The following is a 24,237-nucleotide window of genomic DNA, read 5'->3' on the forward strand; positions in this document are numbered from 1 at the left end:
CAGGATGGACGCATGACGAGCACCGACCGGTCCGCCCCGCCTTCGTCCGCCATCGTCGTCGACGATCTGACCGCCGAATACCCGGGACACCATGGTTCGCTCCCGTATAGCGCCGTCAACGGCGTGAGCTTCCGCGTGGGAATGGGCGAGATCGTCGGCATCGTCGGCGAATCCGGGTCGGGCAAATCCACGCTCGCGCGCGTGCTCTCGGCCCAGGCCGGCGCCGGAAGCCCCGACATCACGGGCGGCGGGGTCACCGTGCTGGGCGAGCAGCTGCGCGGTATCCGTCGCCGCGCCCGCAACCAGGTGCAATTCGCGGTCGCCTACCTCGCCCAAGACGCGAGCGACACGCTGACACCCGACTACACGGCGGCCGAGATCATCGCCGAACCCGTGCTGTCCCGAGACCGCCGCTACAACCGCAAAGCCCTTGGCACGCGGGTGGCCGCCATGCTCGAAGCCGTCCAACTGCCGCTCGCCGTGCTCGAGAAGTTTCCCTTCGAGCTCTCGGGCGGCCAGCGGCAGCGAGTGGCCATTGCGCGGTCACTGATCCTCGGCCCCCAGCTTCTCATCGCCGACGAGCCCACGGCCGGTATCGACGTCACTGTGCGGCCCGCCATCGTGAGCCTGCTCGAGACACTCCGCACCGGGCGCGACTTCGCGGCCGTCGTTGTCTCGAATGACCTGACCCTGCACCGAAAAGTCTCGACACGTGTCCTCGCTCTCGACCGCGGCCGCATCGTGGGCGTCGGCGACGTCGACGACCTGCTCGCCGAGGGTCGGCACCCCTTCCTGGCTCGTCTGAACAGCATCGAACAGTCGGATGCCGCAGCCGCCGACACGCCCGAATAACCGCTACTCCGCCCCTCGATTTTGCGGAATCAAATCCTTTGGTAGAGTTGCTACGCGCTGATGCAGAAATGCACCAGATCGTCTTCCTCGATAGCTCAATTGGCAGAGCAATCGGCTGTTAACCGATAGGTTGTTGGTTCGAGTCCAACTCGGGGAGCGAAAGGCCGCGTGGGCTCCACCCCCGCGGCCTTTTTTGTGCCCGAAAACCCGTGGCCCGGTCGTGAAGCTCGGGCAATCCAGGGCCAGGGCCGGCGCGCACGACCGGCGCGCCGGCATCCCTCACGCGTCGAGGTCGTCCACCCCCGGCATCCAGCTGATGCCGTCGACGCCCCAGCCGGCCTTCTTGATGGCCTTCTGCACGGTCTTATAGAAGGGCGCCACGAGGCGGTCGGAATACAACACGCCGTCGAGGTGATCGAATTCGTGCTGCAAAATGCGTGCCCGCCACCCGTCTACCTCGAGCTCGAACGGCTTCTGGTCGAGGTCGACGGCACGCAGGATGGCGCGTTCCGACCGCACGAGCGGAAAACGCTCGCCCGGCACCGACAGGCACCCCTCCGAGTCGAGTTCGTCTTCGGGGGCACCGGCGGGGAGGGGCGTGATCCACAGCTCGGGATTGATGGCCACGCCGCGCCAGGGCTCGCCCTCGTCGGTGTCGTAGCTGTAGACGAAGAGGCGCAGGCCGACGCCCACCTGGGGCGCCGCGAGTCCGACACCGGGCGCCGCATCCATCGTCTCGAACATGTCCGAGACCAGCGTGCGCAGCGTGTCGTCGAATTCGGTCACGGGGCTGGCGGGGGAGTGCAACACCGGATCTCCGGTGATTCGAATGGGGAGGATGGTCATTCATTGAGCCTATCCGGGCCGACCTACGGGTACAGTCGTTACGTGATTCCACTGATCGACGACATGGCTGACATCGCCGACCTCACCGCCTCGTTGGTGCCAGACCCGCGGGCGCTCATCGGCATCCCGCTCGCGCTCATCGGTGCCGTGTTCCTGTCGTTCGGTGCGCAGTACCAGCACCGCGGCGTGGCCAAGGTCGAGGCGCGGTCGAACGACGCCAACTCCGGTCTCTCGGGCGCTCAGCTCGGCGCGCTCATCAGGCGGCCCTCGTGGGTGCTCGGCACCGTCATGCTGGGCCTCGCCATCGTGCTGCAGCTGACGGCGCTGAACTTCGCCCCGCTCATCGTGGTGCAACCGCTCGGTGCCGTGGCGCTCGTCATCACCACCATCCTCAACGCCCGCATCTCGAGGGTGCGTCTCAACCGTAAATCCGTGCAGGCGGTCATCGCCTGCGTGGCGGGCGTCGGCCTCTTCGTGGCCCTGGCCGCGAGCTTCGCGGTCGAGAAGCCCATCACCGACAGCGAGCTCATCACCATCCTGTGGATTCTGCTCGTGGTGCTCATCGCGGCGGGCGTGTCGTTCGGCACCCTGCGCAAACGCTTCAAGGCGATCTACTACATCCTCTGCGCCGGCATCATCTACGGCTTCGTGGCCACCCTCGCCAAGGTCATCATCAACCGCATCCAGAACGGCAACTTCGAGTGGCTCACGGTGCTGTGCGTGATCGGCCTGCTGGTCGCGACGGCCCTCGGCGCCTACTTCGTGCAGAACGCCTACTCGTCCGGCCCGCCCGACCTGGTGGTCGCGGGTCTCACCGTCATCGACCCGATGGTCGCCGTCGGAATCGGCATCATCGTGCTGGGAGAGGCCTCGCAGGCCCCCCTCTGGGCGGCCATCGGTTTCGTCATCGCGGGCGCCATCGCCGTCTGGGGCGTCTTCCAGTTGGCCCGGCATCACCCGGGCATCACGAAGTAAGCGCGGCGCTCCCGGGCGCGCGCCGAGCCGTTGGTTAGACTGACGGTGCACATCCGCGAGAAGCACCACTCCGGCCCCGGCCGAAGCCCTGCCGACCACGAGCGAAGGAACCACCCGCCTTGTCTGATCCCGTCGATCCGAGCGCGTCCGCCCCGGCCACCGGCCACGAGCAGAAGCGCCCTCTGCGCATTCTGATCGGAGCCGATACCTTCGCCCCCGATGTCAATGGTGCCGCCCGCTTCGCCGAGCGTCTCGCCGCCGGAATGGTGGCCCGCGGCCACGAGGTGCACATCGTCGCCCCCGCCGCCTCACGCCGCCACGGCACCTGGACCGAACGCCACGAGGGCGAACTCATGACGGCCCACCGCCTGCGCAGCTGGCGCTGGTACCCGCACGACTGGCTGCGCTTCGCGTTGCCCTGGGACATCAAGCGTCATAGCGCCCGCATCCTCGACGAGGTCAAACCGGATGTCGTGCACTCGCAGTCGCACCTCGTCACCGGTTTCGGGCTGTCCTACGAGGCCGAGAAGCGCGGCATCCGCATCGTCGCCACCAACCACCTCATGCCCGAGAACATGCTCGAGTTCACGCTCATCCCGAAGCGCCTGCAGAACCGCCTCATCTCGTGGGCGTGGAAAACGGCCAAGAAGACCCTGAGCCGCGCCGAAGCGGTCACGACCCCCACCCAGAAGGCCGCCGACTTCCTCGAGAAGTACACGGGCCTGACGGGCGTGCGCGCCATCTCGTGCGGTATCGACGCGCACATGTACACGCCGGACTTCACGCCCCGCACCGCCAACCGCATCGTCTTCGTCGGCCGCGTGACGGGCGAGAAGCAGATCGACGTCCTGATCAAAGCCGTCTCGAAGCTCGACCCCGCGCTCGACGCCACGCTCGAGATCGTCGGCGGTGGCGACCAGCGCAAGAACCTCGAAAACCTCGTGCAGCAGCTCGGGCTCGGCGACCGCGTCACCTTCACCGGCTACGTCGACGACCACGAGCTGCGGGCTGCCTACACGCGCTCGACCGTGCTCGCCATGCCCTCCATCGCCGAACTGCAGTCGATCGTCACCATGGAGGCGATGGCATCCGGGCTTCCCGTGGTCGCCGCCAACGCCATGGCCCTGCCGCACCTCGTGCACGATGGCGAGAACGGCTACCTGTTCGAGCCCGGCGACGCCGACGAGCTGGCCGCGCGCCTCACCGACATCTTCACGATGCCGGAGGAGCAGCTGGTGGCCATGAAGCGTGAGTCGCTACGTTTGATCGAGGCACACGACATCCAGCGCACGTTGTCGACGTTCGAGAGCCTGTACCGCGGTGAGGCCGTCACCACCACCTACGCCGCCGATGACAGCGACGAGCCCGAGGTCGCCGCGTCCGCTCCGTCCGAGCGCTAGCGGCGACGCTTGTCGCTAGGATGAATGCGGCGCTGCAAGCCTGGGGCGGTAGCCAAGCTGGTTAAGGCATCGTGCTCATAACACGACTATGCGCGGGTTCGAGTCCCGCCCGCCCTACTTCATTCGACGTGTTCGCCGAGCCTGTCGGAGGACGCGTTCTGCTCGGCGCGACGCAGCGCGAGCGATGGAATGCGCTCGACAATGAGCACGAGCGCAGGCGTTTCGCACGCTCGCGGGCGGCGGTTCAAGAGGTCGTTGCCGAATTCCTGGAGGCGAGCGGGCTCGACCTGGAGGCGAAGGTCATCGGCTCGGGGGCGCCTCACGCAGACCTGGTGCTGGATGCTCGCTGCCCCACGTGCGGTGGACCACACGGGCCGCTGACACTGGCCGGCACGGAACGAACGTCCCGGCGGTCGCTGCGGTCGCTGCGGTCGTCGCGATCGTTGCGGTCGTCGGGGTCGCTGCAGTCGTCGCGGTCTGCAGCGCCGTCCGTGTCGCTGTCGGCCTCGGAAGAGGCAATCGTGGTGGCCGTTTCAGATGATGCGCGACTCGGCGTCGACGTCGACGTGTTGTTCTCGGCGCGCCGCGGCGTGGGCTCGGATGATGTGGCTCAACGCGTGCGGCACGTGGCGTCCGTGCTCGGAACCGACGCGGGCGCCGAACGCGATGTGCTGCAGCGGTGGACGAGAGTCGAGGCCGTTCTCAAGGCCGATGGGCGCGGCCTGCGTGTCGATCCGCGCGAGGTGTCCTTCATGGACGACGACCACGACCACGACGACCACGACCACGACCACGACTACGACGACCACAACCACGGCGGCGCTGTTCCGGTTACCGGCCTGTCACGCTGGCGCGCGATCGTGCGGGACGATGTCGACACCGTCTATCGCGGCAGCGATCTTGCCGTCGGCCCCGACACGGTCGGGGCCGTGGCTCGGCTCGCCTAGCGTCGCCGGAGCGGTTTCTGCGACTCCTGCGGCGTCGACAGCGTCGACAGCATCGACAGTGTCAACAGTGTCAACAGTGTCTGCGGCGTCTGCGGCGTCAGCTGCGTTAGCGGCGAGGTGCCGGGAGCCGCGGCAACTCGGGCTGTTCGAGCCACTCGCGGAAGAAGTCATCCAGGGGTCGCCCGGCGGCCTCGCGCGCCAGCTGCGTGAAGTCCGAGGTCTCGGCGGTCGCGTGCCGGAAGCGCGTCGTCCAGGCCGTGACGAGCGCGAAGAAACCGTCATCGCCGAGCATCAGGCGCAGGGCGTGCAACAGGAGCGCGCCTCTCTTATAGACCCGGTCGTCGAAGAGGTCGTCCGCGCCGGGGTCGCCGAGGACGAGGTCTTGAGGGGAGGCCGACAGTCGCCCGTGGTGCGAGCGCGCCGAGGCATCCGCGGTGGGCCCGCCCGACGCTTCGGCCCAGATCCACTCGGCATAGCAGGCAAAGCCCTCGTTCAGCCAGATGTGCCGCCACGACCGCAGGCCCACCGAGTTGCCGAACCACTGGTGGGCCAGCTCGTGGGCGATCAGCCGCTCGGAGCCGCCATGCCCGTCGGCGTGGTTCGATCCGAATGACGCGAGGCCCTGGGCTTCGAGCGGGATCTCGAGCTCGTCCTCGGTCACGACCACGGTGTACTCGGGGAACGGGTAGGGGCCGAAACGCTGGCTGAAGACATCCACCATCGCGGGAAGGTCACGGAAGTCGTGTTTCACGCGCGCGCCGAGTGCCGGCGGGAAGGCGGCGTGGATGGTCACGGGCGACGAGGTCGGGCTGACGGTCATGCGTTCGCGGCGGTAGCGCCCGATGTGCACAGCCGTCAGATAGGAGGACGTCGGCTCGGATTGCTCGTATACCCAGCGCGTGCGGCCGCCCGTCGTCGAGCTTGCCTCGAGCACGCCGTTGCAGACGACCGCATAGTCGCGTTCGCACGTGACCTGGATGCGGTAGCTCGCCTTGTCGCTCGGCAGGTCGTTGCACGGGTACCACGACGACGCCCCGGATGGCTGCGACGCGACGATCACGCCGTCCTGCAACTCTTCCCAGCCGACGAGTCCCCAGCGGCTGCGACGGGGCTTCGGGGCGCCCGCATAGGCGATGCGCACCTCGAAGGTCGCGCCGGGGGCGATGGGTTCGCGCGGATGGATGACGACCTTGTTGCGCACCTGGCGCACCTTGGGCGTGCGCACGCCGTCGACCGAGACCGACGAGACGCTCAGGCCCGCGAGGTCGAACTCGATGCGCTCGAGGGGCTGGGTGTCGGTGCCGGAACTCGCGGCGTCCACGCCATCCGCGATCGCCGTGATGGTCGCGGTCGCCGTGAGCCGATTCGTCGCCACCCGATAATCGAGCTCGAGGTCGTAGTGCACACTGCGGTAGCCGTCGTTGCCGAGGGCCGGAATGTAGGGGTCGGCGTTGTGTGCCGCCGGGGCGCCCGTCACGGGGCGACGACGCGATAGTCGGCGGTCGTGACGTCGCGCCACGGGCCGATGGGGTTGCCCGACCAGCGGCTCGACGCGGGCACGGTCTCGCCGCGCATGACGAGCGACGCGGGCCCGACCGTGGCGTGGGAACCGATCGTGGCGGCGGGGAGAATGACGCTGTGCGGCCCGAGTGTCGAGCCGGCCGCGAGGGTGACCGAATCCATAGACATGATTCGATCATGAAAGAGGTGTGTTTGCACAACGCAGCCGCGGTTGACGGTGCTGCCGTCGCCCAGGGTGACGAGATCTGCCTCGGGCAACCAGTAGCTCTCGCACCACACACCGCGGCCGATGTGCGAGCCCAGACTGCGCAGCCACCACACGAGCGCGGGCGTTCCCGAGGCTAAGCGCGCGAACCAGGGTGCCGCCGTCATCTCGACGAACGTGTCGGCCACCTCGGTGCGCCACACGAACGACGACCAGAGCGGATGCTCCGACTCACGAATCCGGCCGACGAGCACCCATTTGGCCGCCGACGTGACGACGGCCGCCAGCGCTGCAGCCGCGGTGAGCACGAACGGCGACGCGATGATCGCGAGTCCCACCCCACCGGCATCGGCCGCCGCGAGCAGCGCGACGATCACGAGCAGGCCGAGCGACGCGCTCACGATCACGGGCACGACGCGCAGCAGCTCCCAGATGGTTCGCGCGACACGCAGGCGCGTGGGCGGCTCGTAGGTGCGACTCTGGTCGCCGGTTTCGGCCGAGCGGCGCAATTGCACGGGCGGTGATCCGAGCCACGACGTGCCGGGCTTCGACTTGCGGGGTGCGGCCGACAGCACCGCCACGAGAGCGCCCTTCGGAACGTTGCGACCCGAGCCGGCCATGCCCGAGTTGCCGAGGAACGCTCGTTTGCCGATGACGACGGGGGAGATGCGCAACCATCCGCCGCCCAGCTCGTAGGAGGCGACGAGGGTGTCGTCGGCGAGGAACGCCCCGTCGCGCACCGTCGTCATCGAGGGCACGAGCAACACGGTGGATGCCTCGACGTTGCGCCCGACATCCGCCCCGAGCAGGCGCAGCCACACGGGCGTGAAGAGGCTGGAGTAGAGCGGGAAGAGGAACGAGCGTGCGAGGTCGAGCAGCCGTTCGATCGACCAGACCTGCCAGCCCACGCGGCTGCGCACCGGATGGACGCCGGCGGTCACGCCGATGCTGAGGATGCGCACGCAGACCACGACGAGGGCGGCGAGCAGAAGACCCGCGGCCAGGGTGGCGGGCACGATGCCGGCCAGCGCGCGGAGGAGCACGGCGCCCAGATCGGGAGCGTCGGTGATGGACACCGCGACGACCGCCACGCCCAGCGCGAACGAGAGCACGGGGATGCCGGCGAGGGCCACCGACGACGCCCCGAAGGCGGCCACCCAGCGTGTGCGCTTGGCCGGGCGCGCCCCCGGCCACCAGGCGCGCGAGCGGCCGACGCGGACGGCCGGTGAACCGGCCCACTGCTGGCCGGCCGGAACCCGCCCGAAGACGGCGGACCCCGCGATGACTTCGGCGCCCCGGCCGAGACGCGTTCCCGGAGCGAGCGTGCTGCGCGCACCCACCGACGATTCGGCGCCGATGCGGATGGAGCCGAGCCGCACGACATCCCCGTCGATCCAGTAGCCCGACAGGTCGACCTCCGGTTCGATGGATGCGCCGCGGCCGATGGTGAGCATGCCCGTCACGGGAGGAACGGTGTGCAGGTCGACGTCGGGGGCGATCTTGGCGCCGAGCGCACGGGCGTAGTAGACGATCCAGGGCGCGCCCGCGAGCGAGACCGCGCCGATCGACGTCTGCATCTGCTCGGCGAACCAGAGTCGGCGGTGCACCGAGCCTCCGCGCGGGTGATCGCCCGGTCGAACCCCGTGAAGCAACACGCGCGCGACGACCACCGACAACACCATGCGGCCGAGGGGGGTCGCGAAGAGCAGCAGGGCGGGCACGACGAACCACAGCGGGGCCGTGGGGAGCGCGTCGAAGGACGTATTGTTCGACAGGTCGTCGATCGCGTGCAGCAGGGTGGCGATGCCGAGGGCGATGGCGGTCCAGCGGATGCCGCCGACCAGATGCAGCACGAGGCCCGCGAGTGTCTGGAAGACCTGCATCGAGCGGGGCACGGGTGGGACGACGTGGTCGGAGCTGCGTGCGCGGCCGCCGGCGTTCGCGTGCGCGGCCGCGTCGGCGGCGGCATCCGCGCGGCGTTCGAGCAGGTCGTCGCACAGGGCTCCGAGCCGCGGGTGGTCGTAGAGATCGGCGACCGTGTACTCGGGGACGTGGCTGCGCAGGCGGCCCACCAATTGGGCGGCCGAGAGCGAACCGCCCCCGAGATCGAAGAAGTTCGCGTCGGCATCCGACACGGGGATGCCGAGCACGGCCTGCCAATCGGCCGCCACGCTGCGGAAAAGGACCTCGGCGGGGGAGGCATCGCCTTGCTCGTCGCCGCGATCGCCGCGCCGGCCGCCCGCACCACCCGGAAGAGAGTCCGCGGCGGGGAGCGGCCACGGCAGGGCGCCGCGGTCGACCTTGCCCGACGTGCGCGTCGGCAGGGTGTCGAGGGGAGCGAGCACGGGCACGAGCGCCGCCGGTAATTCGTCGCGCAGGGCATGCGTCGCGCCCGCGTGATCGAAGACCTGCGGGTCGGCCACCGCGAGATAGCCGACCAGCACGGTGTTGCCGGCCTCGGTCTTCTGCACGGCGACGGCCGCGGCCGAGACGCCGGGCAGCTTCTGCAGCGCCGCCTCGATCTCGCCCAGCTCGATGCGGCGGCCGCCGATCTTCACCTGGTCGTCGACGCGGCCCGCGAACACGAGACCCTCGCCGTCGAAGCGCACACGGTCGCCCGAGCGATAGGCGCGCTCCCAGCCGAGAGACGGCAGCGTGGCGTATTTCTCGGCATCCTTCTGCGGGTCGAGATAGCGGGCCAGGCCGACGCCACCGATGACCAGTTCGCCCACCTCGTCACCGCGCACGGGCGAGCCGTCGTCGCCGATGACCGCGAGGTCCCAGCCGTCGAGGGGCAGGCCGATGCGCACGGGTTCTCCCGCGTGCAGCAGGGCCGCGCACGCCACGACGGTCGCCTCGGTCGGGCCATAGGTGTTCCAGACCTCGCGCCCCGGCACCGCGACGCGTGCGACGAGTTCGGGCGGGCACACCTCGCCGCCGAAGATCAGCAGGCGGATGTTCTCGAGCGAATCGTCTGGCCAGAGGCTCGCCAAGGTCGGCACCGTCGACACGACCGAGATGCCGTGGGTCGTCAGCCAGGGGCCGAGGTCGGAGCCCGTGCGCACGAGCGATCGCGGCGCGGGCACGAGGCAGGCGCCGTTCCGCCAGGCGAGCCACATCTCCTCGCAGGAGGCGTCGAACGCGACCGAGAGAGCCGCGAGCACCCGGTCGTCGGGGCCGATGGGTTCGTCGGCGAGGAACAGGCGCGCCTCGGCGTCGACGAAGGCCGCGGCCGACCGATGCGTCACGGCCACGCCCTTGGGCGTGCCCGTCGACCCCGAGGTGAAGATGATCCAGGCGTCGTCGTCGGGCGTCGGGGGCGTGAGCATGGGCTGCGAGTGGGTGCTCGCGTGGGGCACGGTGCCGTCGAAGATGCGCGTGCGGGTGGTGCCGTCCGGCCCCTCGAGCCAGCCGTCGGCCGTGAGAGTGCCCCGCACCCGGGCCTCGCGGAACACGAGGTCGGCGCGTTCGTCGGGGTCGTCGACATCCACGGGCACGTAGGCGGCGCCGGCGGCCATGACCGCGAGGATGGCGATGTACAGCTCGCGAGAACCCGAGGCCAGTCGCACGCCCACGCGATCGCCGCGGCCCACACCGTCCTCGACGAGGCGCGCAGCCACCCGCACGACGTTGGCCATGAGCTCGCGATAGCTGAGGGCGCCTCGGGCGTCTTCCAGCGCCGAGGCGTCGGGATGCCGCGCCGTCGTTTCGCGCAGGATATCGATCAGCGTGCGCGGTGCGGATGCGAGAGCGCCGCGTTCGAGCAGACGTGCGGCTTCGTTGTCGGCGGGGGTATCGAGCGTTTCGGTCACGCCGGGCTCCGATGGTGTCGTGAGGCTGGTTCGGGTGCTGCCAGGCTACGGAGCGGAGGTAGACGGTCGTTGAACGGATGGCAAAGCGCGGGGGAGGCAGGCATCCGCTCAGCCCGCCGACCGCGTGTCGGAACCCCAGGCCTCGAGCGTGCCGTCGAGGTTCTCGATGTGGGCGAAGTGGCCCGTGTCGGCCAGCCGTGTGCGCCGCAACGTGGGCACGGTGCGGGCAAGCGCGGCCGGATCGTCACGGGCCACGAAGACGTCGCGGTCGCCCGAGACCAGGTGCACGGGGCACGTGATGCGTCGCCACCGCTCCGCGGCCGGATACCGGGCCGCGCGTCGGGTGCCCGCCACGAACGCGCGGGGCCGGAGTTCCTCGCCGAGGGCGGCGACGACGCTCGGATGAACGGGCCGCCGCCGGTCGAACAGGGGCGATACGAGCAGCGGGAGCAACCCGAGGCGCGTCAGGAAGCGCACGAGCGGCGCGCCCCGGCCGGGCAGGATGCTGAGAAAACGCATGCCCTGCAAGAGCCCCGTGAACCCCGGCAGACGCCGGAACGCGCGCACCGGATGGGCGCCGCTGTCGATGACCGCGAAGCTCACGGCCGACACGAGGTCGACGCGGCTCACGCGCTCGGGTGCGGCGGCGGCGAGGTGCAGGGCGACGAACCCGCCCAGCGAATGCCCGACCAGCCGGTAGCGTGTGGCGGCCGTTCGCGCGTCGAGCACGGCGTCGGCAGCTTCGAGCACGGTCTGCCCGAGAGCCTCGATCGTGTAGGCACCCTCATCACCCGGGAACGGCGACTCACCCCAGCCGGGAAAGTCCACCAGCACGAGCGCCCGGCCGGCCATATCGCCCCGACGGTCCCACTCGGCGATGAGCGGTGTCCACGTGCTCCATGATCCGGCGGCGCCGTGCAGAAGAACGAGGGGCGTCCCCGCGCCGACAACCCCGGCCCGGGTGTGGACGACGACGCGCCCCAGGGTCGTCTCGATCTCGCGGCGCTGCAAGCCGAGGGTGCCGGCATCGAGCACGAGCGCCGCGCCATCCGTCGACACGTTCATGCGAGCGTCGACCCCGGGCGCCGGCCGCGACTCGGCCGCACGTCGCGCTGGGGCCGGGATGCATCGGGGCCCGCGGCGATCGTCCGCTCGAACTCGTCCAGCCACGCCACGATCGCCCCGCGGATGCTGCGCCTCGCCGCCTCGGCCGCCCCGCGCTGCACGTTCGCGCTGCCGTCGCCCCCCTCGCCGTGTTCGCCGAGCGCCAACTGCGCCCGATAGCCCGCGACGACGGGGGCGACATCCACCCCCGGCAGCGATGAGACGATCAACACCTGGTCGAGCAGGTCGTCGATCCGGTCACCCACGTTCGTCTCGGCCGCGCCGACCCACTCGGCCACCGCGTTCTCGCCCGCATCCGTCAGGCCGTAGAGAGGGAGGCCGTCGTCGGTCATGCCGCGATTGCACACGAGGCCCGCCGTCATGAGGCGGTCGAGGGTGCTGTAGATCTGGCCGACGTTGACGCTCGTGCGGTGCGGGGCGCGGTCGAGAAACTCGTCGCGCACCTGCAGACCATAGGCGGGCCCGAGGCTCAAAATAGCGAGAAGTCCGGCTCGTACCGACATGCTGCACCCCTCGGCTCGGGCCCCCGATCGGAAACCTCTGCTCAGTATAGGGATGCTCCCAGCCTGGGTATCGGCCGCCGTGCCGGAATGTCGGTTGTTTTTGCCCTGACCCTGGGTGATAATCGGGACTATAACTTCAGAAGCAGCATCTCGAATCATCCGAGCGGTCGTAGGGGAAGACGCACCGCAGTGAACGGAGGATGAGATGCAGGCGACGTCAACCAGAGGAGTGGTGTTCATCCACTCGTCTCCCCGCGCGCTCTGCCCCCATGTCGAATGGGCCGCAGGTCGCGCTCTTGGTCGTGCGGTGAACTTCGACTGGGCCGAGCAACCCGTCCTGCGGGGCGCCAAGCGTGCTGAGTTCGTGTGGGAGGGCCCACAGGGCACCGGCGCGGCACTCGCCTCTGCCCTGCGCGGCTGGGAGCACCTGCGCTACGAGATCGCCGAAGACGCGAGCCCCGGCTCCGACGGCGGTCGGTGGCTGCACACGCCCGATCTCGGCATCTTCTTCGCCCAGACGGATGCGGGCGGCAGCATCGTCATCCCTGAAGACCGCATCCGTGCCGCCATGTCCACCGCGGGCGCGAACGCACACCTGCTGCAGCAGGAACTGAGTGGCGCGCTCGGCCAGCCGTGGGACGACGAACTCGAGGCGTTCCGTTACGCCGGCGACCAGGCGGCACCGGTCGTGTGGCTGCACCACGTGGGCTGACCACCCACCCGGGTGACGCGAGCGGAGCACATCCTCCGGCGCACACCCCCACAGATGAACAGAAGGCCCTGGCGGAATACCGCCGGGGCCTTCTGTCTGTGTCTGGGTGTCTGTTATCGAGCGCGTCGACTAGTTGAAGCTGCGGAACCCGATGACCGAGTTGTGCCCGCCGAAGCCGAACGAGTTGCTGATCGCGAGCAGGTCGCCATCGGGCAGCTTGCGCGGCGAGGTCACGACATCGAGGTGGATCTCGGGGTCTTGTTCGGTGAGGTTGATCGTGGGCGGCATGATGCGCTCGTGCAGCGCCATCACGGTGAAGAGCGCCTCGATCGCGCCAGCGCCGCCGAGCAGGTGCCCGGTGGAAGCCTTCGTGGCGCTGACGGCGATGTTGTCGAGGTGGTCGCCGAAGACGCGGCGCAGGGCGTTGTATTCGGCGATGTCTCCGACGGGCGTCGACGTGGCGTGTGCGTTGACGTGCACGACATCCGTGAGTGAGGCACCGGCGTTCTGCACGACCTCGAGCATGGCGCGCGCGGCGGCGGAGCCCTCGGGGTCGGGCGCGGTGATGTGGTAGGCGTCGCTGGTGACCGCTCCGCCGACGAGTTCGGCGTAGATCGTTGCGCCGCGGGCTTCGGCGTGTTCGAGGGTCTCGAGCACGAGGGCGGCCGCGCCCTCTCCGAGCACGAAGCCGTCGCGCGTCACGTCGTAGGGGCGGGAGGCCGTCGCGGGGTCGTCGCCGCGCTTCGACAGGGCCTGCATCGAGGCGAAGGCCGCGAGCGGAAGTGGGTTGATGGCCGCCTCGGAACCGCCGGCGACGATGATGTCGGCGTGGCCCTGCTGCAGGTGCTCGTAGGCGTTGGCGATGGACTCGGTGCTGGACGCGCAGGCCGACACGACGGTGCGGGCTCCGGCGCGGGCGCCGAGGTCCATGCCGACGGCGGCGGCCGGGGCGTTGGGCATGAGCATGGGCACGGTCATGGGCATGACGCGGCGGGGGCCTCGCTCGCGCAGGGCATCCCACGCGTCGAGGAGTGTCCACACGCCGCCGATGCCGGTGGCCCAGTCGACGCCGAGGCGTTCGGGCTCGACCTCGGGGGTGCCGGCGTTCTTCCAGGCCTCACGCCCGGCGATGAGCGCGAACTGGCTGGAGGGGTCGAGACGCTTGGTCTCGACGCGCTCGAGCACCTCGGACGCGGGCACGCGGGCCTGGGCGGCGAACTGCACGGGCAGCTCGTACTTCGAGGCCCATTCCTGTTCGAGGGTCGACGCTCCGGACTGGCCGGCGAGCAGGTTGCGCCACGATTCGTCGGCGGTGCCTCCGAGCGGCGAGGTGCCTCCGAGGCCGGTCACAACAATACGTTTGGGGGTCATTCGACAAACTCTCTGAAAGTACGGTGCGATCTGGCTCGCGACGGGGGCGTGGCCCAGGAACGAGTCCTGGAACCGTGGCCCCCGTCGCGGAGAAGCTGGTTGGCGTGACCCGAGGGCCGCGCCGAATTAGCCCTGAGCCTGAACGATGAAGGTGACGGCGTCGCCGACGGTCTTGAGGTTCTTGACCTCTTCGTCGGGGATCTTGACGTCGAACTTCTCTTCGGCGTTGACGACGATCGTCATCATCGAGATGGAGTCGATGTCGAGGTCGTCGGTGAACGACTTGTCCAGCTCGACCGTGTCGGTCGCGATGCCAGTCTCGTCGTTGATGAGCTCGGCCAGGCCGGCAAGTACTTCTTCGTTGGACAATGCCATTTTTATCTCCTTGGGGGTGTCGATTGACCGTCACCCAGTTTAGGTGAGGACGGACGGTATTTACGGCAGAACGACCACTTGGGCGCCGAAAACGAGGCCGGCACCGAAGCCGATCTGCAGCGCCAGTCCACCCGACAGTTCGGGGTTCTCGGCGAGCAGGCGGTGGGCGGCGAGCGGGATGGACGCGGCCGACGTGTTTCCGGTGGTTTCGATGTCTCGCGCGATGACGACCGTGTCGGGCAGCTTGAGCTGCTTCGCGAACTCGTCGACGATGCGCATGTTGGCCTGGTGGGGGATGAAGGCGGCCAGCTGGTCGCTCGTCACACCCGCCTTGTCGAGCGCCTCCTGTGCGACCTTCGCCATCTCCCACACGGCCCAGCGGAACACGGTCGGGCCCTCCTGGCGGAGCGTCGGCCATTCGGCACCGTTCGTGCGGTAGTCCTTCAGCGTGCCGGACATGCCGACGGCGTCCCACTTCGAGCCATCCGAGCCCCAGACCGAGGCCGAGATGCCCGCGGAGTCGCTCGGGCCGACGACGGCCGCGCCGGCGCCATCACCCAGCAGGAACGAGATGGTGCGGTCGGTGGGATCGATGATGTCGCTGAGCTTCTCGGCACCGACGACGAGCACGTATTCTGCGAGTCCGGCGCGAATGAGCGCGTCGGCCTGGGCGATGCCGTAGGTGTAACCGGCGCAGGCGGCCGAGATGTCGTAGGCCGCTGCCGGGTTGGCGCCCACGCGGTCGGCGAGCAGCGCGGCCATCGAGGGGGTCTGCACGGTGTTGCTCACGGTGGAGACGAGCACGGCGCCGATCTTCTGCGGGTCGACGCCCGACTTCTCGATCGCTTCGCGCGAGGCCTCTTCGGCCAGGTCGACGGCCGTGATGTTCTCGGAGGCGCGGCGGCGCGTGATGACACCGGTGCGCTGGCGGATCCACTCGTCCGAGGAGTTGATGGGGCCGATGATGTCTTCGTTCGGCACGACGAGGTCGCCGCGGGCGGCGCCCAGGGCGTAGATGCGCGTGAACCGCGGTCCGGTGGACTGCTGCAGGGCGGGGAGTGAAGTCATAGGGGAGAATCCAAGCGTCGTTCGGGCCGATCCGGGAATCGACCAGGCAATGTCACCGTCGTCGCGGGCTGCGGCATCCGGTGAAGGGAAATCAGGAAACGAGTTCGAGGGCGGCCTGGAGGTCGTCCGGGGTCTTGATCGCAACGGACGCTACACCCTTGAGTCCGCGTTTGGCGAGCCCGGTGAGCGCGCCGGCGGGTGCCAGTTCGACCAGGCCGTCGAGCCCGGCGGCCTGGAAGGACTCCATGCAGCGGTCCCAGCGAACGGGCGACGAGACCTGGGCCACGAGAGACGAGACGAACTCGGCCCCCGAGGTGACGACGGCGCCGTCGTGGTTCGACCAGAGCGTGAGCGTGGGGTCGGCGGGCGTGAGGGCCGCGGCGTCGGCCGCGAGGGCGTCGCGTGCCGCGAGCATGTAGCGCGTGTGGAAGGCGCCGGCGACTTGCAGCGGGATGACACGGGTTCCGCGCAGCGGTTCTGCGGCGAGTTCGGCGAGGGCGTCGGTGGCGCCGGCGACGACGATCTGGCCGCCGCCGTTGAAGTTGGCGGGTTCGAGCCCCAGCTCGGCGAGGCGTTCGAGCAGGGCTGCTTCGTCTCCACCCAGCACGGCGCTCATGCCGGTGGATGCCTGACCCGCGGCCTCGGCCATGTAGCGGGCTCGTGCGGCGACGAAGCGCATGGCGGCGTCTTCGGTGAGGATGCCGGCACCGACGGCCGCGGTGATCTCGCCGACGGAGTGGCCCGCGATGCCGCCGATCGTGTCGAGCGCACCGGCGCGGCGCAGGGCGTGCAGCGTGAGCAGGCCGGCCGCGACGATGAGCGGCTGGGCGACGGCCGTGTCGCGGATGGTGTCGGCGTCGGACTCGGTGCCGTGCTTCTCGAGGTCGACACCGGCCGCCTCGGAGTAGCCGGCGAGCAGGTCGCGGGCCTCGGCATCCTGCAACCAGGGAGTGAGGAAACCGGGAGTTTGGGAGCCCTGACCCGGGCAGACAATGACGATCACGCTCTTAGTCTGCCAACAGGTCGAGCGTTTCGGGTGTTGAACACGGCACAACTATCGCCAAACCCTTTGTTGGTTTCGGCAAAATGGGCCGGATGTCTCAGCGGCGGCGCTTGGTCTGCTCGGGTTCGGCGATCGACCCGAGGATGAGGGCGGACTGCAGGATGAGCGACTCGCGCGCGCCCGTGGCGTCCCACCCGATGACATCCGAGACGCGTTTCAGCCGATAGCGCACGGTGTTGGGGTGCACGAAGAGTTCGCGCGCCGTGGCCTCGAGTGAGCGCCCGTTGTCGAGGTAGCACCAGAGCGTGTTGACGAGTTCGGCCGAGTGCGCGTGCAGCGGCCGGTAGACCTTCTCGATCAGGGTGGTGCGGGCCAGGGGGTCGCCGGCCAGGGCGCGTTCGGGCAGCAGCTCGTCGGCCTGCACCGGGCGCGGGGCGTGCCGCCACGACCGAGCGACGGCGAACCCGGCGAGGGCCGCCCGTGCGCTGCGAGAGGCTTCGACGAGTGTCGGCACCGGATGTCCGAGCACGAGGTGTCCCGCGCCGAAACCGGTCTCGAGCTGCCGGGCGATCTCCATGAAGCTGAGGGGCTGTGTCGAGCCGCCGTTCTCGTCGTCGGTCTCGCGCACCTCGGCGCGCCCGATGACGAGCACGAGGCGGCTGCCCTGCACACCGATCAGCACGTCGGCCGACAGGTGCCGGGCCGTGCGTCGCAGCTGGTCGACGTCGAGCTGCGGGGGAGTCGTGCCGACGAGCACGGCGACTTCTCCGTGCCCGTGCCAGCCGAGGGCGGCGATGCGCGACGGCAGTTCGTCGTCGGCCTCGCCGGACAGGATCGAGTCGACGACGAGCGCTTCGAGGCGCGCATCCCAGAGGCCGCGCGCTTCGGCGGCCCGCGCGTAGACGTCGGCCGAGGCGAAGGCGATCTCGCGCGAATAGAGCAGGATGCCTTCGCGCAGGTGTTCGCCCTTGTCGGCGACGCGTTCCTCGACGACTTCGACGACCACGCGGATGAGCTGCAGCGTCTGCTGCAGGCTCACCGATCGCAGCAGTTCACGCGGGGCGGCGCCGAACACGTCGGCGGCGATCCACGGGGTGCTCTGGGGGTCTTCGTACCAGGAGATGAACGAGGAGATGCCCGCCTGCGCGACCAGTCCGACCGCCGACCGCCGCCCCGGCGGCATTTCTACATACCAGGGCAGCGTGTCTTCGAGCCGTTTCAATGTGACGGTCGCCAGCTCGCCGCTGATGCGGCGCAGCCAGGCGAGCGTCTCCTCTTTCGTTCGTGGCACGGTGGGTGGCTGAGCTTAGCTCTCGCCGCCGGCGTTGCCGGAGGTGCCCGCGTTCACATCGTGCAGACGGTACTTCTCGATGGCCTGCGACGCGAGCGAGCGGTCGACCTTGCCCTGCTTGGCGAGCAGCTCGAGCGTGCGTACGACCACCGACGGTCCGTCGATCTTGAAGAATCGACGGGCTGCGGCGCGCGTGTCCGAGAAGCCGAAGTTGTCGGCACCCAGGGTGGCGAAGTCGTTCGGCACGAACTGGCGGATCTGGTCGGGCACGGCGTGCGAGTAGTCGCTCACCGCGACGACCGGTCCCTCGGTGCCCTGCAGCTTCTGCGTGACGAACGGGATGCGCTCGTCCTCGTGCGGGTTGAGGAAGTTGTGCTCGTCGGCGGCGAGGCCTTCGCGACGCAGCTCGTTCCAGCTGGTGACGCTCCAGACATCCGCAGAGACGCCCCAGTCGTTGGCGAGCAGCTCCTGGGCTTCGAGGGCCCACGGCAGGGCGACACCGGACGCGAGGATCTGCGTCTTGATGCCGTCGTGCGCGGACTCGTTGACCTTGTAGATGCCCTTCAACAGGCCTTCCACATCGAGGTTCTCGGGCTCTTTCGGCTGCACGATGGGCTCGTTGTAGAGGGTGATGTAGTACATCACGTTGGGGTCTTCGTGGTGTCCGCCGTACATGCGGTCGAGGCCGGCGCGCAGGATGTGGCCGATCTCGTAGCCGTAGGCCGGGTCGTAGGTGACGACGGCGGGGTTGGTCGCGGCGAGCAACGGCGAGTGGCCGTCGGCGTGCTGCAGGCCTTCGCCCGTGAGCGTCGTGCGACCGGCCGTGGCGCCCATGATGAACCCGCGGGCCATCTGGTCGCCGGCTGCCCAGAGGGCGTCGCCGGTGCGCTGGAAGCCGAACATCGAGTAGAAGACGTAGACCGGGATGAGCGGCTCGCCCTGCGTCGAGTAGGTCGTGCCGAGGGCCGTGAAGGCGGCGGATGCTCCGGCCTCGTTGATGCCCACGTGCACGAGCTGGCCCTGCGGGCTCTCCTTGTAGGCGAGCAGCAGTTCGCGGTCGACCGACGTGTAGTGCTGGCCGTTCGGGTTGTAGATCTTCGACGTCGGGAAGAAGGCGTCGATACCGAACGTGCGGGCCTCGTCGGGGATGATCGGCACGACGCGGTTGCCGAACTGCTTGTCACGCATCAGGTCTTTCAGCGTGCGCACGAACGCCATGGTGGTGGCGATCTCTTGCGTGCCGGAGCCCTTCTTGGCGATGGCGTAGGCCGAATCGTCGGGCAGCGTGATGTCGGTGTACTTCGAGCGGCGCTCGGGAACGTATCCGCCCAAGGCCTTGCGGCGGTCGTGCAGGTACTGGATCGCCTCGTCGTCGTCCGCCGGCTTGAAGTACGGCGGCTGGTAGGGGTTCTCTTCGAGCTGCGCGTCGGTGATGGGGATGTGCATCGCGTCGCGGAACGTCTTGAGGTTGTCGAGCGTCATCTTCTTCATCTGGTGCGTCGCGTTGCGACCCTCGAAGTGCGGGCCGAGGCCGTAGCCCTTCACGGTGTGCGCCAGGATGACGGTCGGCTGGCCCTTGTGCTCGGAGGCGGCCTTGAATGCGGCGTAGACCTTGCGGTAGTCGTGGCCACCGCGCTTGAGGTTCCAGATGTCGTCGTCGGAGTAGTCCTCGACGAGCTTCGCGGCGCGCTCGTCGCGGCCGAAGAAGTTCTCGCGGATGTACGCGCCCGACTCGGCCTTGTAGGTCTGGAAGTCGCCGTCGGGGGTGCTGTTCATGAGGTTGAGCAGCGCGCCCTCGGTGTCGTTCTCGAGCAGCGAGTCCCACTCGCGGCCCCAGATGACCTTGATGACGTTCCAGCCGGCACCGCGGAAGAAGCTCTCGAGCTCCTGGATGATCTTGCCGTTGCCGCGCACCGGTCCGTCGAGTCGCTGCAGGTTGCAGTTGATGACGAAGTTCAGGTTGTCGAGGCCCTCGTTGGCCGCGACCTGCAGCTGGCCGCGGGACTCGACCTCGTCCATCTCGCCGTCGCCGAGGAACGCCCAGACCTGCTGGTCGGACGCATCCTTGATGCCGCGGTTGGTGAGGTAGCGGTTGGCCTGCGCCTGGTAGATGGCGTTGATCGGGCCGAGGCCCATCGACACGGTCGGGAACTGCCAGAACTCGGGCATGAGGCGCGGGTGCGGGTAGGACGACAGGCCGTTGGGGGCGTGCGACTTCTCTTGACGGAACCCGTCGAGCTGGTCGGTCGTGAGGCGGCCCTCGAGGAAGGCGCGTGCGTAGGTGCCGGGGGAGGCGTGACCCTGGATGAAGATCTGGTCGCCGCCGCCCGCGTGGTCTTGCCCACGGAAGAAGTGGTTGAAGCCGACCTCATAGAGAGCGGCGGATGACGCGTACGTCGAGATGTGGCCGCCCACACCGATGCCGGGCCGCTGTGCCCGGTGCACCGTGATGGCCGCGTTCCAGCGGATCCATGCGCGGTAGCGGCGCTCGAGTTCTTCGTTGCCGGGGAACTCGGGTTCGTTCTCGGAAGCGATGGTGTTGATGTAGTCCGTGGTCGGAACCATGGGCACACCGAGGTGCAGTTCGCGCGACCGCTTCAGCAAGCTGAGCATGATCTCGCGGGCACGCCCGCGGCCGTGGACCTCAACGAGTTGTTCGAGCGATTCGTTCCATTCCGAAGTTTCTTCGGGATCGATGTCGTTGTCGCTGACCGAATACGGGTCCTGGTTGTTTACAGTCACCGTCGACCTTTCTCTACGCGGCAGATCGTGCCTGATGGGCGGTGCGCACAGGAGTGGATAGCCGTGTTGTGGCCATCGGGCACCACACTCCAGCCTAGCCACTTCGGGCGGTTTCGGTGACCACGCGCACACCTGCACACGAGGATGCCGCGAGCCCCCGCATCCGAGTGGCGTTCAGGTTCTGTTCAGCCTTCGTTTGACACGCGCGAGGTGAGGAGTACGATCGGCCTACGTTAGGCGCGCACACCCCTGCCGCATCGATGCCAGGCTCACGCGGCCTGAAAGGACACGTTTCACTCATGGCTTTGGAGAACGACACACAGGCTCCGGACTTCGAGCTCGCCAACCAATACGGCGAACTGATCCGTCTGAGCGAGTTTCGGGGCAAGCGTCCCGTCGTTCTGGTCTTCTTCCCCCTCGCGTTCTCGGGCATCTGCACGGGCGAGCTGTGCGCCCTGCGCGACAATATCGCCATGTTCCGCACCGAGGGTGTCGAGCTCATCGGCATCTCGGTCGATTCGAAGCACACGCTGCGCGCCTGGGCCGAGCAAGAGGGTTACGACTTCAACCTGCTGGCCGACTTCTGGCCGCACGGCCAGGTCGCCAAGGAGTACGGCGTGTTCCTCGACGTGAAGGGGCTCTCCAACCGGGCGACCTTCATCATCGACACGCAGGGCATCATCCGCGCCAGCTTCATTACGGCGCCCGGCGAGGCCCGCTCGCTGGCCGCCTATCGCGCCGCGCTCGAAGAACTGCACCAGCCGGCTTAGGTTTCCGGCTCAGCCGATCAGGCTGACGGCGCGCGCGATGACAAGCGCCAGGATGATGAACCCGGCAAGCGCCTCCAACCCCATGAGCAGCTTCGCGCGATGCGACAGCGGCATGGTGTCGGTGGGGGAGAATGCCATCGAGTTCGACAGCGAGAAGTAGAGGTAGTCGACGAACGTCGGCACCCAGTCGGCCACGGCGCTCGATCGGGCGCGCACCTCGGTGATGGCGTCGTCGTCCTCATCCTGCGGAAAACGGAAGTCTGCCGGTTGCAATTTTTCGCGGGCCAGGCGGGTGCGGGCAACGGGCCCGCCGCGGTCCAGCTCCCAGAACACGAGCGCGAAGGCGATCACATTCGTCAGCCACACCTGCAGCGCCGAGAGCAGCAGGGGCGGCCCGTCATGGGTTCCCTCGACGAGCAGCTTGATCAGCAGCACGAGCGTGATCTGGTTGGCGACCAGGATGAGGAGCGCGAGGCCGAGTGACAGCAGGCGCGACAGGCGCGTCTCGCGATTCAGCCGGTGCGGGTTCAGGATGAGAAGTGGGATGACGAGCAGCAGTCCAATGCCGACCACGACATAACGCTGCACGCTCAGCAGATCGTTCGGCAGGAACGTGTACAGCGCCAGGGCCGCGACCACCCCGATGATGGCGGGCCAGCGATGCTCGGCCGGCACCTGCCTCGACGGGTGTTGTTCCATGAGGCCGAGTGTATGCCGTAACATGGGTGCCTGCCGCGTCACGCGGTGAGGGGCCTTTAGCTCAGCTGGTAGAGCGCCACGTTTACACCGTGGATGTCATCGGTTCGATCCCGGTAGGGCCCACCGTATTTATGGCCCGCCTTGCAGGCGGCGCAGTCGGGTTTATCGCCCGCCTTGCAGGCGGTGCGGATGTTTTTATCGCGCGCAGTGCGGGCGGCGCTGATGACGGTCCCGTCGACCTGGCGGTTGCGGTGGCTCAGTGTTCAACCTTGAGGCGATCGCGCAGGAACTCTACGACCCGCTCCCGGGCACGGTAGGCGCTGTTCTGCGGATGCTCGCGCACCTCGTTCGTGAGCACCGAATGGGCGCCGCGGGCGAAACCATCTGGGTTGCCCGTCGAGGAGTCGAGTTCGATGACCTCGAACGCGTCGCCCAGCCGGTCGGCGATCGTGGCGAACCGTGCGCGAGGAACGCTCGAGTCCTCACTGAACCGCAGGCCGATCGCGCACACCTCGCCCGCACTGGCACGCTCGGCGACGCGGTCGAATTCGCCGGGCGACATGGTCGGGTCCATCTGACGCGCGCGCCCGATCGGGAAGGGAGCGGCGGGCTGACTCAACACCGAGGCGGCGACCGAGTCGTCGACGGCGACGGCGAGCGCAAAACCTCCCGTGAAGCACATCCCGATGACTCCGACACCACGCCCGGGCGTGCGCGAAGCCAGATCGGAGGCAACCGCACGCAGGTAGTCGGTGATCGGTCGATGCGCCCCGGCGGCGAAGGCACGGAACTCGCTCGCGACGCACAACCGGGCCACGGTCTTGAGGATGTACCCGGTCGACGCCGCACGTCCCGGCTGCCCGAACGGCGACGGGACGACGACCGTGAACCCTTGGGCCACGAGATGTTCGGCGAGCCCCAGAACTTGGGGCGTGATGCCGGGGATCTCGGGGATCAGGACGACGCCCGGCCCGCTGCCCTTCTCGTAACAGTCATACGTGAACCCGCCACCCGTGAAGGGAGCTTTCGTCCATCCGTCGAGGGTTGCCGTGGGCGCAGTGTCGGTCATAGCCCCAACCTACGACCGGATGGCCGTCATCCGACCCTTTCCCAGGCGACTCTTTCCTACACGGCCGATTCCACCATTAGTCGATCGACTAACACTCGGATGAGCTCCTTCCGCCCGTCCCTCGGCCGCGCCAATCTGAAGACACCACACAGAAGCGAAACGCGGAAGGAACCTCATCATGACGAATGTCCAGAGCACCCCGACCAAGACCCGCACCCGTCGTTCGATCGGTATCGCCTCGGCGGCGCTGTCGGCCGGCATCCTTGGCGCCGTAATGGGCGTCACCCCGGCGAACGCCGCCGACGCCCCCGGCTTCTCGGGCGAAGAGCTGCAGCAGCTGTGCAGCGGAGAGACGATTTCGAAGGATGGCGGCGTCTTCCGTTCCGCCAACTGCACGTACAAGCCGAGCGGTGACGTGCAGCAGTTCATGCGCTGGAAGTCCGTCCCCGACACGAAGGTTTCGGCCTGCGACGGCCAGAGTAACCAGACGAAGCGCCTCCAGATGCAGACCGTGACGTTCTCGCAGTCCTGGACGGTCGGTGGCAGCGCCGGCCTCGACATCAAGGACATCTTCAGCATCGGCGTCGAGAGCAGCTACACCGAGACCTCCACGACGGCGACCGCGAACACCGACGAGATCGTCGCGAACTCGGGCCAGACGAACTTCGCGACCCTGGGCGAGCCGTTCGTGCGTGAGTCGGGCCCCATCGAAGTGGTCGTCGAGCGCGAGAACCGTATCGGCCTCACCACCGGCCAGGTCGTCTCGGTGTGGGAGGACGCCGGCACGCAGAGCCTGAACGACGTGCAGCGTGACGTTCCCGACCCGACGCGCATGGGCGAGTCCGGCCGCGGCGAGGCTCCCTGCGGCGAGACCAACCGCGTCCCCGAAGACCCGAACCAGTGGTACGACTACTTCGGATAGACGCCGCGTGACGAAAGGCCCCGCTCACC

General features: G+C 68.6%; 20 protein-coding genes and 3 tRNA genes. 10 read left to right on the top strand and 13 right to left on the bottom strand.

All coding sequences use genetic code 11. The features are described 5' to 3' along the window. The first annotated feature begins 12 nt into the window (after positions 1–12). The gene (locus ACUWEX_RS07200) at positions 13–852 is read left to right on the top strand and encodes an ABC transporter ATP-binding protein (protein ID WP_445997562.1); all 840 of its coding nucleotides are present in this window, start codon (positions 13–15) and stop codon (positions 850–852) included. Positions 853–936: 84 nt separating this feature from the next. Then, positions 937–1,009: transfer RNA gene (locus tag ACUWEX_RS07205), tRNA-Asn, on the top strand. Between the two features lie 122 nt (positions 1,010–1,131). On the opposite strand, the gene def is transcribed toward ACUWEX_RS07205, so the two are convergent. Continuing rightward, complete coding sequence (gene def, locus ACUWEX_RS07210) at positions 1,132–1,698, bottom strand: peptide deformylase (protein ID WP_445997563.1); 567 nt, start codon at positions 1,696–1,698, stop codon at positions 1,132–1,134. A gap of 63 nt (positions 1,699–1,761) precedes the next feature. Here def and ACUWEX_RS07215 point away from each other — a divergent pair, with 63 nt between their 5' ends. The 4 genes from ACUWEX_RS07215 (at position 1,762) to ACUWEX_RS07230 (ending at position 5,020) form a co-directional block, all read left to right on the top strand. Continuing rightward, on the top strand, positions 1,762–2,673 hold the full coding sequence (locus ACUWEX_RS07215; protein ID WP_445997621.1) for a DMT family transporter: 912 nt from the start codon (positions 1,762–1,764) through the stop codon (positions 2,671–2,673). 119 nt (positions 2,674–2,792) lie between these two features. Beyond that, positions 2,793–4,073, top strand: a complete 1,281-nt coding sequence (locus ACUWEX_RS07220; protein WP_234991002.1) for a glycosyltransferase — start codon at positions 2,793–2,795, stop codon at positions 4,071–4,073. A 42-nt stretch (positions 4,074–4,115) separates the two neighbouring features. Then, positions 4,116–4,190, top strand: a tRNA-Ile gene (locus tag ACUWEX_RS07225). Positions 4,191–4,597: 407 nt separating this feature from the next. Beyond that, a complete protein-coding gene (locus tag ACUWEX_RS07230; RefSeq protein WP_445997564.1) occupies positions 4,598–5,020 on the top strand; it encodes a hypothetical protein in 423 nt (140 codons plus the stop codon). 106 nt (positions 5,021–5,126) lie between these two features. On the opposite strand, the gene ACUWEX_RS07235 is transcribed toward ACUWEX_RS07230, so the two are convergent. From ACUWEX_RS07235 to ACUWEX_RS07250, 4 genes are all read right to left on the bottom strand, one after another. Continuing rightward, positions 5,127–6,497, bottom strand: a complete 1,371-nt coding sequence (locus tag ACUWEX_RS07235; protein ID WP_445997565.1) for a M1 family metallopeptidase — start codon at positions 6,495–6,497, stop codon at positions 5,127–5,129. Continuing rightward, entirely contained in the window at positions 6,494–10,558 is a 4,065-nt protein-coding gene (locus ACUWEX_RS07240) for a Pls/PosA family non-ribosomal peptide synthetase (protein WP_445997566.1), read from the bottom strand. Before ACUWEX_RS07240 ends, ACUWEX_RS07235 begins: the two co-directional genes overlap by 4 nt. Before the next feature lie 108 nt (positions 10,559–10,666). Continuing rightward, entirely contained in the window at positions 10,667–11,623 is a 957-nt protein-coding gene (locus tag ACUWEX_RS07245; RefSeq protein WP_445997567.1) for an alpha/beta fold hydrolase, read from the bottom strand. Further along, on the bottom strand, positions 11,620–12,186 hold the full coding sequence (locus tag ACUWEX_RS07250; protein ID WP_445997568.1) for a PadR family transcriptional regulator: 567 nt from the start codon (positions 12,184–12,186) through the stop codon (positions 11,620–11,622). Before ACUWEX_RS07250 ends, ACUWEX_RS07245 begins: the two co-directional genes overlap by 4 nt. A gap of 205 nt (positions 12,187–12,391) precedes the next feature. Here ACUWEX_RS07250 and ACUWEX_RS07255 point away from each other — a divergent pair, with 205 nt between their 5' ends. Further along, positions 12,392–12,898: a DUF3145 domain-containing protein gene (locus tag ACUWEX_RS07255; RefSeq protein WP_445997569.1), complete on the top strand. Its 507-nt coding sequence runs from the start codon at positions 12,392–12,394 to the stop codon at positions 12,896–12,898. A 129-nt stretch (positions 12,899–13,027) separates the two neighbouring features. Here the strand turns inward: ACUWEX_RS07255 and ACUWEX_RS07260 are convergent, their stop codons facing one another. From ACUWEX_RS07260 to aceE, 6 genes are all read right to left on the bottom strand, one after another. Next, positions 13,028–14,269 (bottom strand): beta-ketoacyl-[acyl-carrier-protein] synthase family protein, encoded by a 1,242-nt coding sequence (locus ACUWEX_RS07260; protein WP_445997570.1) that lies wholly within the window; start codon positions 14,267–14,269, stop codon positions 13,028–13,030. 126 nt (positions 14,270–14,395) lie between these two features. Further along, complete coding sequence (locus tag ACUWEX_RS07265) at positions 14,396–14,644, bottom strand: acyl carrier protein (RefSeq protein WP_077053303.1); 249 nt, start codon at positions 14,642–14,644, stop codon at positions 14,396–14,398. A 60-nt stretch (positions 14,645–14,704) separates the two neighbouring features. Further along, positions 14,705–15,712 (bottom strand): beta-ketoacyl-ACP synthase III, encoded by a 1,008-nt coding sequence (locus ACUWEX_RS07270; RefSeq protein WP_445997571.1) that lies wholly within the window; start codon positions 15,710–15,712, stop codon positions 14,705–14,707. 91 nt (positions 15,713–15,803) lie between these two features. Further along, positions 15,804–16,715 carry an ACP S-malonyltransferase gene (locus tag ACUWEX_RS07275; RefSeq protein WP_079727477.1) on the bottom strand — a complete coding sequence of 304 codons (912 nt, stop codon included), beginning with the start codon at positions 16,713–16,715 and terminating at the stop codon, positions 15,804–15,806. A 97-nt stretch (positions 16,716–16,812) separates the two neighbouring features. Further along, entirely contained in the window at positions 16,813–18,006 is a 1,194-nt protein-coding gene (locus tag ACUWEX_RS07280) for a PucR family transcriptional regulator (RefSeq protein ID WP_445997572.1), read from the bottom strand. Positions 18,007–18,021: 15 nt separating this feature from the next. Beyond that, positions 18,022–20,748, bottom strand: a complete 2,727-nt coding sequence (aceE, locus tag ACUWEX_RS07285) for a pyruvate dehydrogenase (acetyl-transferring), homodimeric type (RefSeq protein ID WP_079727478.1) — start codon at positions 20,746–20,748, stop codon at positions 18,022–18,024. Positions 20,749–21,047: 299 nt separating this feature from the next. Here aceE and ACUWEX_RS07290 point away from each other — a divergent pair, with 299 nt between their 5' ends. Continuing rightward, on the top strand, positions 21,048–21,518 hold the full coding sequence (locus ACUWEX_RS07290) for a peroxiredoxin (RefSeq protein ID WP_077053298.1): 471 nt from the start codon (positions 21,048–21,050) through the stop codon (positions 21,516–21,518). Between the two features lie 9 nt (positions 21,519–21,527). Here ACUWEX_RS07290 and ACUWEX_RS07295 read toward each other — a convergent pair whose 3' ends face one another. Further along, positions 21,528–22,217 carry a hypothetical protein gene (locus tag ACUWEX_RS07295; protein ID WP_445997573.1) on the bottom strand — a complete coding sequence of 230 codons (690 nt, stop codon included), beginning with the start codon at positions 22,215–22,217 and terminating at the stop codon, positions 21,528–21,530. Between the two features lie 50 nt (positions 22,218–22,267). Between ACUWEX_RS07295 and ACUWEX_RS07300 the strand changes: the two genes are divergently transcribed. Beyond that, positions 22,268–22,340, top strand: a tRNA-Val gene (locus tag ACUWEX_RS07300). Positions 22,341–22,473: 133 nt separating this feature from the next. Here ACUWEX_RS07300 and ACUWEX_RS07305 read toward each other — a convergent pair. After that, positions 22,474–23,286 (bottom strand): dienelactone hydrolase family protein, encoded by an 813-nt coding sequence (locus ACUWEX_RS07305; RefSeq protein WP_445997574.1) that lies wholly within the window; start codon positions 23,284–23,286, stop codon positions 22,474–22,476. A gap of 178 nt (positions 23,287–23,464) precedes the next feature. Here ACUWEX_RS07305 and ACUWEX_RS07310 point away from each other — a divergent pair, with 178 nt between their 5' ends. After that, positions 23,465–24,208 carry a hypothetical protein gene (locus ACUWEX_RS07310; RefSeq protein WP_445997575.1) on the top strand — a complete coding sequence of 248 codons (744 nt, stop codon included), beginning with the start codon at positions 23,465–23,467 and terminating at the stop codon, positions 24,206–24,208. The last annotated feature ends 29 nt before the right edge of the window (positions 24,209–24,237 follow it).

This window comes from Okibacterium fritillariae (assembly GCF_052783725.1).